The following is a 12,743-nucleotide window of genomic DNA, read 5'->3' as shown; positions in this document are numbered from 1 at the left end:
GCATCCTAGACCTTATACATATATATAATGTCAAGCAAAGTTTTGTAACCAAAAAGAGAGAGGCTGCTCAGCAGCCTCTCTCTTTTTAGACAACTATTAGACAACTAGTTGATATTTGACCTGAGCTAATCGATAAAGAGGTCGCCATACCAAGCGATTGGTCGTCACAACTAACAACGACATCACAATTGTCGAAGCTAATAAAAGAGGGAAATCTCCCACGTCTGAGGCTTGTGTAATCGTCGAGCCTAGACCTGTTGCTGTAAGGACTCTTCCTTGAAATTTGACATATTCACCAGCAATACTCGCATTCCACGCCCCTCCCACAGCCGTAATAATTCCCGTCACTAAATAAGGGAAAATCCCCGGCAAAATCAGAGTTTTCCAACGTTGCAAGGGCGAAAGTTTATACACTCGTGCAGCTTCAAAAAGTTCTGAGGGAATGGCTTGCGCTCCAGCAATTACATTGAATAGAATGTACCACATACTTCCTAAAGTCATCAGGATGACTGCACCAATCTCCAAACCACCAGCCATATTTCCTAAATACAGTAATAGAACTGGAAATAGAGCCGTCGCAGGAACTGAAGCCGCAATTTGAACAATTGGCTGCAAAAATTGGGCTAGTTTAGGATTTCGACCAATTGATACACCGATGGGAACTGTGATTATTAAAGAAATAATGAGGACGATAAATACTCGAATAGCAGTAAACAGAGCCCCGATCGCAACTTGTTTCCATGAACTCAATGGCATATGACTTAGTAGCGCGATCGCACTTAATGTACCACTCAAAACAATAAAACCTGTTAGCCCAACTAATAGCCAGTTAAACCAATTAATCCATTTCGATGTTTTATGCTGGCTGATCAGAGAGCTTGGAGCTTTACGTCTAAAGCTATGATTGACAGCTTCAGAGATTGGCATAAGCAGGCGATCGCTAATAATTCGCATCGTAGGCGATCGCCTTAAAAAATCTAAGACTCGCGATTCTGGTACTTGAGCGGCTTCAACTGTCTCATTCTTAAACTTCTCAGCCCAAGCAATTAGAGGTCGCCACACAAAATAATCAATGATCGTAATTATGCCAATTAAAACCGCTAGCCCACTAAAAATTGCCCGATTATCTCCTGCATCCGCCGCCGCCTTCAGAAAAGAACCTAGTCCTGGAAGCGTAAAGTCTCGATTGGAGAGCGTGAATGATTCTGTTTGCATCAAAAAGAACCAACCGCCAGCCACAGACATCACACTATTCCAGACTAGCCCCACAACTCCCGAAGGTAGTTCTAGCGTCCAGAAACGCTGCCACGCACCAAGCCTATAAACTTGACTTGCCTCGATCAATTCTTTTGGAATACTGGATAGCGATTGATAAAAACTAAAGGTCATATTCCAAGTCATGCCCGTAAAAATCAGTAAAATCGAAGCAATCTCAATTCCCAATCTTTGCCCAGGAAACAAACCGACTAAAGCAAGTACAACCGCAGGCAAAAACGACAGTACTGGAATCGACTGGAGAACATCTAATAGAGGAATGAGAACCTTTGACCACAAAGCCGAACGATAGGCGACATAGGCATACAAGAGGCTAAACACCAATGAAATCAAGTATGCGGCTAACATTCTCACTAGTGTTTGCAATGCGTAACTAGGTAAAAAACTCAGGGATAGATTAACTACATAGCCACTTTCGTATGTACCTGTAAAGTTCCTAGCAGTCTTCACAATGATGAATATAAAAGCAATGATCGCCAAAGGTAGTAAAACATCACCAAGGCTCCAGCGTGAGCTAAATTTTGATTTGGGATCGATAGTGGGCTGATACATAAGCAATCCAGACTAAACATGAATTAGGCGATTTACGATTTACATTTACAGCAATTGAAGTAGCTAAGCAAAATTAAAAACCTAGGGTCAGAATTTGTACCGCCCGCTTAGCGGGCGGTACAAATTCTGGGGTTTTATATTTAGTTTTGCTTAGTTACTTACGATCAAACGAACCACAATAAATTCATGAAAAGAGTTGCAAAGCAACACTTTTCATGAATTTATTGGTTTGGGCTTGAGCGCAAAGCGCTGTAAGATAGGCGGCGATTTCCGCTGCCTACCTTAATTTATTCAGACTCTTCAGTTTCTGTAGTACTCTCTTCAATAAAGATCTCACCTGAAGGTTCGTCATAGCTGAATAATTCAGCATAGCGTCCCCAGTCCATTGCTGTCCTGAGTTGGCGCTGAGCTTCTTTACTAGTGAAATGATTCTCTAAAAGATCGAGAACTAATTCCTCCGAAATGCGATGATTACGCTTGGCCTGCAAAAGCTGGCAAATTTGTTGGACTAAGCGAATATTCTTTTGCAAGAGATCGCGAATGATTGCTTTGCGCTCATCAATATTACTATTAATAAAACTCTCACCGATCGCAGATAATTGAATATCACCCTCCGTGACTGCAGCTAGTTCCATTAGTTTGCTAGCATCCACAATTGGCAATATATCATCAACTTCCAATAAAAGCTCTTGAGCAATTCGATATAGGTCTTTATCTTGACGACCTTCTAGAAGCTCCAATAAACCAGCTACTGAGCCAATGCGGACATGGGGAAGAGATTGATATTTTACTTGAGCTTTAGGCTCAGAGGTGGAAGTCGTGGTGGTGGCAGTCTGAGTTGATAAATCTGGCAGATCAGGATTTGTCAAGATCTTGTAAACTTGGTCAACTAAGGCTTGGAACTCAGGGCTTTTGCGATCGCGATAATGGGGGAGTGTAATTGGCAAATCAGCACGAATTCGCCCAGGATTACGCCCCAAAACAATTACGCGATCGGCTAATGTCACGGCCTCTTCGATCCCATGCGTCACAATCAAAATTGACTTAGTGGGAATGCGTTTTTCTAGCCAAAGGTCAAGTAATTCAAAACGTAGGTTCTCGGCAGTTAGTACATCCAATGCCGAAAATGGCTCATCCATACACAACAATTCTGGCTCCACCGCCAAAGCTCTGGCAAAACCAACACGCTGACGCATACCCCCCGATAGCTCTTTAGGATATGCATTCTCAAATCCATCTAAACCAATCACATCGATCATCCGAAGGGCTTTTTGCTCTCTTGTATCCTTTGCTTCTCCCTTTGCTTTGAGACCAAGTTCCACATTCTCTAAGACGGTTAACCAAGGATAAAGTGCAAAGTTTTGAAAAACGATTGCTACCCCTGGATTTAATCCTACTAATGGACGATTGTAATAAAGTACTTTCCCAGTAGAAGGTGGAATTAAACCTGCAATCATTCGCATTAATGTTGACTTGCCTGAGCCTGATGGCCCTAGCAAAGCGATAATTTGACCCACTTGCAACTGGCAATTAATATTTTCAATAATCGAAATAGTTTGCCCATTTGGCTGTAAGTAAGACTTACCAATACCCTCTAAGGCAACAAAGCTGTTTTTTGCGGTGTTTTGAACCATAATGTTATCTGTGCAGGTGTTTTGGGCTACATAGACGGGGAAGTTTTTCGCTACCCAACCCAATACATTATCAACTAAGAACGCTCAGAAATTACACTACATATGTTTTCCATGAATTTAGGATCGCTTAATCCATATTTTCATAAAAGCTATGCTTCGCATGGCTTTTATGAAAATATAGTGGCTCGCTTATTCACAATTTGTTGTAAGTTAGTCTAAAGTCCATTGTAGATATAGCAAATATAGGACTTACGCAAAAATGCCCTAAAATCCTCATTTTATCGTAAGGGCAATTCATGAATTGCCCCTACATCTCGTTCTTTTGCGTAAGTCCTAAAATAATCACCCATTCCTTAGATTGGATCGCCATAAAATTCTTTTTAATTGTTAGATAATGTCCTACTCTCTCATCTCTGTTCCTCTGGGCACATTTCAAGTTAATGAACTTCTCTTCTCTGAAAGTGTAGATGAGTCAAATTTTGATCAAGTTTCTCAGTCGCAGGAGAAACTAGTTAAATTTTCGCTAATTATACCTACTTACAATGAAAGTAAGAACTTAGTGAAGTTAGTGGAAATTCTGACGCAGTTATTGGATAATTATTTTAATCATAACTATGAGTTAATTATTGTTGATGATGATAGTCCAGATTTGACTTGGCAAGTTGGACTAGATCTATTGCCAAACTATCCTCAATTGCGAGTAATGCGTCGTCAAGGGGAGAAAGGGCTTTCGACAGCGGTGATTCGGGGTTGGCAATCTTCGCAAGGAGAAATTTTGGGGGTGATTGATGGAGATTTGCAGCATCCACCAGAAACGCTGATTAAGATGCTTGATGAGATGGCGAAGGGAGCAGATTTAGCGGTGGCTAGTCGCCATGTCGAGGGTGGCGGTGTGAGTGACTGGGGATTTATGCGGCGATTTCTATCAAGGGGTGCACAGATGCTAGGTCTGCTCATTTTACCTAATGTAATCGGTCGAATTTCTGATCCGATGAGTGGTTATTTTATGGTCAGACGTAGCGCGATCGCTAACTGTCCGATGAATCCCTTAGGTTATAAAATTTTGATTGAAGTACTTGGACGCGGCAATATTGGCTCTGTTGCTGAGGTTGGCTATGTATTTCAAGAACGTCAAGAGGGCGAGAGTAAGGTGACTTGGCGGCAATATGTGGATTATATTTTGCATCTATTGCGTTTGCGATCGCGTGGTCGAGTTACCAAACTACGTGAAAAATTGCGAGTTCCTGTCAAACGTTTTTTTAAGTTTGGACTCGTTGGCTTTAGTGGCGTATTTGTAGATATGGCAATCTTCTATTTACTTAGTGATGCCTCTACTCTGGGATGGGGTCTAACTCGTAGTAAGATGATTGCGGCTGAAGTGGCTGTTCTCAATAATTTTCTCTGGAACGATCTCTGGACATTTCGAGATCTTGCTCAGCAACAATCTGGATGGAGAAAATTAATTAAGCGATTTGTGAAGTTCAATCTAATTTGTTTGCTTGGGATTGGATTGAACCTGATAATTCTCAATCTCCTTTACAATTATTTTGGTGTTAATAAGTATATTGCTAACCTGATGGCGATCGCGATTGTCACAATTTGGAACTTCTGGTTTAATCTCAAACTTAGCTGGCGAGTGACCCAAACCAAATAATATAAAAAGTGGTGCTTTGCACCACTTTTTATATTATTTGGTTATTTATGATTACATTACCAACTTGGGTAACTCTATCGCGACTGATTGCTGTTCCCATTATTTTTGGACTATTTCTTTGGCAAGATAGCGAACTTACTCGCCTAATTGCGCTAAGCGTGTTTATCATTGCGGCAATTACTGATTGGCTAGATGGATATTTAGCAAGAAAACTTAATCAAATAACAGAACTGGGTAAATTCCTTGATCCCCTTGTCGATAAAGTCCTGACGATCGCCTTATTTTTATTGTTCATTGAACTTGGTCAGGTTCCAGCTTGGGCAGTCTTTTTAATTATTACGCGAGAACTATTGATCACCGCTTGGCGTGGTGCGCCCAGTGCATCATCTAGTCAGGAGGCTTCTGGAGAAACCAGCAAACCACAAATTATCGGCGCAAATTTTTGGGGGAAAGCCAAAACAGTGATGCAAATCGTGGCGATCGCTGCTTTATTGGTCAAAATCCCCTATGCGATCGCCTTTTTCTGGATCGCAGTCGCACTCACGTTGATTTCTGGCATTCTCTATGTTGTGCCAACATCAAAAAACTAATTATAATCCAATACGCTGTGTTGCCAATGGCAACACAGCGTATTGGATTATAATTAAACAAGTTGTGCGGTTGGAGTAAGGTTCTCATGGCGACATCACAAACGATTGGTAAAGCGTTTGGAAATCTCTTAGGCGGACGCTTTCGAGTTGTACAAACTATCGCTGATGACTCCTATGGGCAGACCTACTTAGTTGAAGATACCGTCGCTGCGGAAATGCCGCGTTGGATTGCAAAGAGTTTTTGTCTGATCAATAAAACTAACTTGCAACTTGACTGGGCGCGATCGCTATTTCGTAATCAAGTTCCTAAATTGCAACAACTTAGCGATCGCAGTACTGACTTCCCAAAGATTACAACCTATTTTGAGCAAGAGGAGGAATTTTATATCGTAGAAGAAGCGATCGATGGAACTCGTCTTAGTGATGAAACTGCGGCAGGAAGACTCTATAGCGAGTCAGAATTAATTCAATTTCTGCGGCAATTGCTGACTAGCCTACATATTGCCCATAGCTCAAATATGGTGCATGGAGATATTTGTCCTAGGAATCTAATTCGTCGTAAACAGAATCACAGCGATAATCAGGGTGGTAATAGAAGCGAACAGCATTTTGTACTCACTAATTTTGCAGTTCTCAAAGGGATCTATGCAACGGCAGCTCAAAATGGAGTCGTCCTCGGTACACCTAGCTACATGCCTTTTGATCAAGCCCTTGGGAATTTTACTCCTAGTTGCGATATCTACGCCCTTGGCTTAACTGCAATCCAATTGCTAACTGGGTTACATCCTAGTCAGCTAGTGCGCCGTGAAGATCTGAATTTGCTTGATTGGCAGATGGGTTCAACGATTCATCCTAAATTAGTTCTCATTCTCAACCGCATGGTCAAGCATCATCCCGAAGCTCGCTATCAAACTGCTCAAGAAGTTCTCTATGATCTCGATAACTTGACCATGCAAGATGCTGAAAGTTTTCAAATGCCCACATTTACTTTTAGTCAAAATACTAATCGTTGGGCGATCGCACTAGTCTGCATTGCAGGAATTAGTTTGGGGGTGATCAATTTTTCTCAATATTTCCCCAAATTAGCCGTTACTCCTACCCCGACTCCTACAGTTACTGAGCCTGCACCTGTAACTTCTACTTATATATTACGGCAGACTCTTAAAGGGCATACAGGTTGGGTGAGAGCCGTAGCTTTTTTCCCTAATGGATTTAGTCTTGCTAGTGGTAGTTATGATCGCACTTTAAAGTTATGGAATACCCGTGATAATCAGTCTTTTGGAACTTTGTCAAATCACCTTGGCTCGATTTCGGGAATTAATGCGATCGCGGTACATCCCAATGGAAGTACTTTTGCTATTGCCTGTATAGATAAATCAGTAAAATTATGGAACTTCCGTAGCGGTAAGCCAGTACGCAATATTGAAGCGCATAGTGGACAGGTCTTCAGTGTTGCCTATAGCCCTGATGGGAATACTTTAGTTAGCGCCAGTGCTGATAAAACTATCAAGCTTTGGAATTGGCGTAAAAGTGAACTATTACAAACTTTTGAAGGTCATCAGGATAAGGTGGTTTCTGTCGCTTTTTACCCAGATGGCAAAAGAATCGCCAGTGCCAGTTTTGACAAAACCATTAGATTCTGGGACGTAAAAACAGGAAAGCAAACTCTCAGCATGACTGGACATACTGCACCTGTAAATGCGATCGCCTTTAGCCCCGATGGTAAATTACTAGTCAGTGGTAGCCAAGATCAAACTGTAAAAATCTGGGATGTGAGTACTGGTAAAGTCATTCGTACTCTCTCTGGGCATGTAGGTGGAGTGTTAGCGGTTGACTTTAATCGCGATGGCAGCGTGATCGCTTCTGGTGGAATTGATAAAACAATTCAAATTTGGGACGTAAAAACAGGTAAATCGATGCAAATCCTCAATCAGCATGAGGCTCCAGTTCTGTCACTCAGTTTTAATCCTAAGGATGAAACCCTAGTCAGTGGTAGTGCCGATCGCACAGTCAAAGTCTGGCAATTACAACCTAAATAAAAAATAAAAGCGGCTCTATGCGCCGCTTTTATTTTTTATACTATTGACTATATTTATCAATAGTATTAGAGTGTTGATTATGTTCTGATGCGGCTTGACTCAGCACGCTTCATTACACATAGTTCAAATGCGTTGGCAGGAGTGAGTGGCAAAATGCTTTTTTACAGGGATTGCTGACATGGATTTTAGTAAAAGTGCCCATTTGTCATTCACTCCTTTCTTTCTTCTTGATAGAAAAATAAACAATATTTAAAAGTTTAATAATAATCAATAGCAATAAAAATTAATCCAGATATGACCTTTAAACAGTCCACGTCATCTCAAGTTGTTGGTATTTGCACCAGTCAATCCTTACGCCGTTTTGATTTACAACTATTGCGATCTCTATCGCGACAATATGAGATCGCCCAGTGGGAATATTGCCAAAACCCTGACGAAGCAATCGATCTAAATATAGCGATCGCCTCATTGCACGAATACTTACAAACTTGTAATGGCTCCGTGCATTTAGTTGGTCATGGTATTGCAGGCTTGGTCGGATGGCTCTATGCCAAACAATATCCCGAACAGGTGCGATCGCTAACTTTGTTATCAGTGGGAGTTAACTTAGCAACTAGTTGGCATAGTCACTATTACGAGCAGCGTCAGTTAATAGGTTGTAGTCGTGAAACAATGCTGATGCGGACAGCCTTTTATCTATTTGGCTATCGAGATCGAGAGATGTTGTCTTGGCTAGCCAATTTACTTAAACAAGATCTTGATAATTCTCTGGTTCCCCATTCGCTCTATGCACCTACATATATCGCACCGACTCCGATTGCTGTCCCAATGTTAGTTTGTGGTGCACTAGATGACTATGTTATTGGTGGCGAAAATGCCTACCAAAAATGGAGATTGTATCTTAAAGATAGCGATCGACTTTGGTTGAGTGATCAGGGAAAGCATTTCTTTCATTATTCACAGTGGCAAACAGTCAGTAATCAAATTCGTTCCTTTTGGAATTCTTTAGCCCTTAATCAGGCAGTTTCCGTTAAACAGCAAATTGAACTTAGGTAATTTCCCTAAAATAAAATCTCTATAGGGGCAGGTTTAGTTACAAGACAATGGCTTACCTATAGATTTATTCCAAAACCTGCCACTACGCATGGGTATATTTTCTCTTGGAAATCTCCTAAGGAATGAAAATTAATTAACTTGTGCAATTAAAACCAAAATTTGTTGGGGGTGGGCGAAGCCCGCCTCCAACAAATTTTGGTTTTAATTAATTTTCATTCCTCAGGAGAAATTCATAATGAACCGAACTTTGGGACTTGCCTCGCCTTCGTCGAGGCAAGTCCCAAAGTTCGGTTTGATAATCCTATGGGTGAGTTTGAGATAGATTATTTTGGGTACGATATTATCTATGAAGTGTATAGCCTAGAAGTAGGTGACTTACACGCATAATTTTGGAGTTTCTCATGAAATTAGCTGAATTTCTGATCCAAGGACAGCACCTGCGGCAGCGGGATCGCACCTTAGCGATCGCCTATTTTGAGCAATGTCTTCAAAACACAACCCCAGGCGAAAACGTGGAAGAAGATCCCAGCACGACCATACGGGTTTTACTTGACCTTGCTGTGGAGCTAATTGCCACAAAACAATCTGAATCATTACAAAGAGCACAAGTTCTTATACATCAAGCGGGGGAAGCTTTAAATCAAAATCCAGATCATGATCATGAACAAAAGGCTTATTTGCTCTATGTGCGTGCAATTCTGGCGCTTGAATTAGGGGAATTGGGCGATGTTTTACATATTTTGGAGACGGCTTATGAAACCTATGGCAATAGTCGGGAGGGACAAGCTCTCGTCGATGATGCCATCGGTCAATATTATTTACAAGTAAATGATATTCAATCGGCACTGATGAGTTTTGAGAGATCGCTGTCAGCGCGTCTCGAAATAGAAGACGAATGTACGATCGCCAAAAGCTACATCCACTTAGGGCAATTGTATTTGGCTTCTGGTGATATTAATCAAGCAGCTAGCCTTTTTCAAAGTACTCTCGATATTGCTTTAGCCAATTCCGATAATTTCTTGCGGTTGCAAGCGCTTAAAGGGATGGTGAAAGTGGCGATCGCTGAGTCTCAATGGCAATTAGCTATTGAATTAAGTAAAGATGCGATCTCTCTACTTAAAGAGCCTGTTGATGCCATCGAAATTGGCTATTTATATTGTGATATGGCTGAAGCTCTGCTAGGCAATCGCCAAGTTGAAGATAGCCTGATCTGTATCAGAGTGAATGTTCTGCCTCGTTTCCGCGATTACCAATATCTGCGGGGGATTGCGATCGCCAAACATATCCGAGGACGCATCTATGTATATCGATTGCTCGATGGCTTAGATAGTCTTGATGAAGATGCGATCGAAACTGCTGAAGATTCATTACTGGATGCTTCGCTCTCTTTCGAGCAATTTGGGATGATGTATGAATATGCCAAATCTCTTTACGATTTAGCCTGTCTATATCAACTATGTGGTAGTTCGCAGTTTCAATATCAGTATCAAGGCAAGTCGTTGCGATCGCTAGAATTATCGCTTAGCGTCTTAGATCAACTGGGCATGAGTAATACTCAAATTGCCTCACAGGTTGAGACAATGCTAAATAAAGTCATGCGCGGTAGCTTCTAGCTAAAAATTGAGTGGGCGCAAAGCGCTCTCTCTATTTTTTAGCTGTAAATGGGGTGAGTATCGCCCTCATTTACTTTTTAGTTTTGGCGACCAGTAATTCTCATTATAAAAATCGGTTATTTGAAAGCCCGCCGTAGGCGGGCTTTCAAATAACCGAGTTAGGTGTTTCCAGAGCCGAAGGCTCTGGAAACACCTAACTCGGTTTCATAATGAGAATTGCTGTTTGGCAACAGCTATAGGCGCAAAAATCTGATACATTTGGCTTAATCTGAAAACTAATTTTTAGGATTAGCATCCGAGGTTGATGCCATGACACAAAATCCACTAGTTGAACAAGCCAAACAGGGCAACGTCAATGCGATCGCCTCACTCATGAATCGATTGCTCAAATCTCAGGCAATGCTAGCAAACGTCGAGGGTGATGGCGATCGCTTAGAAATTTTAATTGAGTCAGATCTGCGATCGCTAGACGATGAGGTACGAATTCCTAATCGGCTGGCACTAGTGGGAATGCTCAAAAAATGGTTTATTACCCTTGAGGTTAAGAATATTTCGGTGATCTCAGTGTCTTGGCAGCAAACAGGATTTGAGGAACCTGCATGGACTGAGGAAATTTACTTAGTTGAGCAAGAAGAACGCAATATTAGTGAAAATGGCGGAATCACTGCGGCTAGTCAACGTCCTAGAATACCTCCTTTACCAGTATTGCCACTAAAATCTATGCTAGAGCGAAATGATCGCAGCGATCGCGCCAATAGCGAAAACAATCCTCCAGCATCTAGTCCTGATCTAGATGAAATGTTTGGAGACACAAGTTTTCCCGAACCTTTGCCAAATATTCAAGCAACTAATTATCTAGATTCTGATTTAGAAAATACACACTCATCGCAAGATAGTGATTTCCCATTGGAAACAATATCTTCCGCCAATAGCATCTCTTGGCAAGCATTACTGAAAACGCCAATTTTTGTAATTCAGCTTGCTCAGTATGTTGTTGTTTGTGTGATTATTATTGCCGCCTTAAGAGGAATTCATGCTGTCTTTGGTAGTAGCAAAGCACCTAAAGCTGCTTCCATTTCAACACAATTGGTTATATCCACATAAAGGCGGTGCGAAGCACCGCCTTTATGTGGATATAATGCACCAATCATAGCTTGCTTAATAAGGATTATTGTGTCAACTCAATTCCACGTTTGTATTACTTTAGGAACACGTCCAGAGGCAATTAAACTTGCCCCGATCATTCATCTATTTAGAAATAATCCGAAGTTCCAAACCTCGGTAATTTTAACTGGGCAACATCGAGAAATGGTGGAGCAGGTGATGCATTTGTTTGAACTTAAAGCAGATTATGACTTAGACATTATGCAGCCTAAGCAAACGCTCACTCAAATTACATGTAACAGTTTGCAAGGTTTAGAGAAGCTATACAAGGAGATTCAGCCCAATATTGTGCTAGTCCAAGGTGATACAACCACAGCATTTGCAGCAGCTCTGGCTGCCTTTTATCAGCAAATTCCTGTCGGTCATGTGGAGGCAGGACTGCGTACAGACAACCTATTTAATCCATTTCCTGAAGAAGCAAATCGTCGTTTAGTCTCTCAAATTGCCCAACTTCATTTTGCGCCTACCCATGCCTCAGTTACAAACCTCCAAGTTTCTGGTGTGAAAACGGGTATCCACAATACAGGTAATACTGTAATTGATGCGTTGTTGTATGTTTCAGGGCGATCGCCTAAATGTGAGATTAAAGGCTTAGACTGGGAAGCTCATCGGGTGATCTTAGCTACCGTCCATCGTCGTGAGAACTGGGGAGAGCCACTAGCGCAAATCATCCAAGCATGGTTGCAGATTTTGGCAGATTTTCCTGATGTGGCTCTGGTACTCCCACTGCATCTTAATCCTGTAGTAAGAGAGCCTTTAATAGAGAAACTAGGCAATCATCCACGTATTTTCTTGGTAGAGCCTTTGGATTATGAACAATTGGTTGGGGCGATGCAGCGCTGCTACCTAATCATGAGTGACTCAGGTGGCTTGCAAGAAGAAGCTCCGAGCCTCGGTAAACCAGTATTAGTATTGCGTTCTACTACTGAGCGTCCAGAAGCGGTTGATGCAGGGACTAGTAAACTGGTCGGTACAGAAACTAGTGATATTGTGGCAGCGGCTTCTAAACTACTTGGCGATCGCAAAGCCTATGACCAAATGGCGAATATTGCTAATCCCTTTGGCGATGGCAAATCTAGCCAGCGTATCCTAGATATAGTTTATTCATTTTTAAGCGCTTCGCGCTGAACTAAAAAACAAAGAATTTGATAAAAGTGTTGCAAAGC

10 protein-coding genes are annotated in these 12,743 nt (G+C 41.6%); 8 read left to right on the top strand and 2 right to left on the bottom strand.

The window, feature by feature from the left end; all coding sequences use genetic code 11:
- Nucleotides 1–96: 96 nt before the first annotated feature.
- A complete protein-coding gene (locus PseudUWO311_RS05490) occupies nucleotides 97–1,827 on the bottom strand; it encodes an ABC transporter permease (protein ID WP_142654201.1) in 1,731 nt (576 codons plus the stop codon).
- 287 nt (nucleotides 1,828–2,114) lie between these two features.
- Complete coding sequence (locus PseudUWO311_RS05485; protein WP_142654200.1) at nucleotides 2,115–3,461, bottom strand: nitrate/sulfonate/bicarbonate ABC transporter ATP-binding protein; 1,347 nt, start codon at nucleotides 3,459–3,461, stop codon at nucleotides 2,115–2,117.
- A gap of 394 nt (nucleotides 3,462–3,855) precedes the next feature.
- On the opposite strand from PseudUWO311_RS05485, the gene PseudUWO311_RS05480 reads away from it, so the two are divergent.
- From PseudUWO311_RS05480 to wecB, 8 genes are all read left to right on the top strand, one after another.
- Nucleotides 3,856–5,115, top strand: a complete 1,260-nt coding sequence (locus PseudUWO311_RS05480) for a glycosyltransferase (RefSeq protein WP_142654199.1) — start codon at nucleotides 3,856–3,858, stop codon at nucleotides 5,113–5,115.
- 47 nt (nucleotides 5,116–5,162) lie between these two features.
- Nucleotides 5,163–5,705 carry a CDP-diacylglycerol--glycerol-3-phosphate 3-phosphatidyltransferase gene (pgsA, locus tag PseudUWO311_RS05475; protein ID WP_142654198.1) on the top strand — a complete coding sequence of 181 codons (543 nt, stop codon included), beginning with the start codon at nucleotides 5,163–5,165 and terminating at the stop codon, nucleotides 5,703–5,705.
- Between the two features lie 86 nt (nucleotides 5,706–5,791).
- The gene (locus tag PseudUWO311_RS05470; RefSeq protein WP_142654197.1) at nucleotides 5,792–7,744 is read left to right on the top strand and encodes a WD40 repeat domain-containing serine/threonine-protein kinase; all 1,953 of its coding nucleotides are present in this window, start codon (nucleotides 5,792–5,794) and stop codon (nucleotides 7,742–7,744) included.
- A 294-nt stretch (nucleotides 7,745–8,038) separates the two neighbouring features.
- Nucleotides 8,039–8,800 carry an alpha/beta fold hydrolase gene (locus PseudUWO311_RS05465; RefSeq protein WP_142654196.1) on the top strand — a complete coding sequence of 254 codons (762 nt, stop codon included), beginning with the start codon at nucleotides 8,039–8,041 and terminating at the stop codon, nucleotides 8,798–8,800.
- Between the two features lie 168 nt (nucleotides 8,801–8,968).
- Entirely contained in the window at nucleotides 8,969–9,187 is a 219-nt protein-coding gene (locus PseudUWO311_RS05460) for a hypothetical protein (protein WP_190303402.1), read from the top strand.
- Between the two features lie 14 nt (nucleotides 9,188–9,201).
- Nucleotides 9,202–10,413, top strand: a complete 1,212-nt coding sequence (locus PseudUWO311_RS05455) for a tetratricopeptide repeat protein (RefSeq protein ID WP_142654194.1) — start codon at nucleotides 9,202–9,204, stop codon at nucleotides 10,411–10,413.
- A gap of 309 nt (nucleotides 10,414–10,722) precedes the next feature.
- Nucleotides 10,723–11,517: a hypothetical protein gene (locus PseudUWO311_RS05450; RefSeq protein WP_142654193.1), complete on the top strand. Its 795-nt coding sequence runs from the start codon at nucleotides 10,723–10,725 to the stop codon at nucleotides 11,515–11,517.
- A 66-nt stretch (nucleotides 11,518–11,583) separates the two neighbouring features.
- A complete protein-coding gene (gene wecB / locus PseudUWO311_RS05445) occupies nucleotides 11,584–12,705 on the top strand; it encodes a non-hydrolyzing UDP-N-acetylglucosamine 2-epimerase (RefSeq protein WP_190303407.1) in 1,122 nt (373 codons plus the stop codon).
- The last annotated feature ends 38 nt before the right edge of the window (nucleotides 12,706–12,743 follow it).

The organism is Pseudanabaena sp. UWO311 (assembly GCF_006937785.1).
GTDB lineage: Bacteria > Cyanobacteriota > Cyanobacteriia > Pseudanabaenales > Pseudanabaenaceae > Pseudanabaena.
The sequence above is the reverse complement of the archived record's forward strand: the minus strand, read 5'-3'. Positions and strand labels throughout refer to the sequence as shown.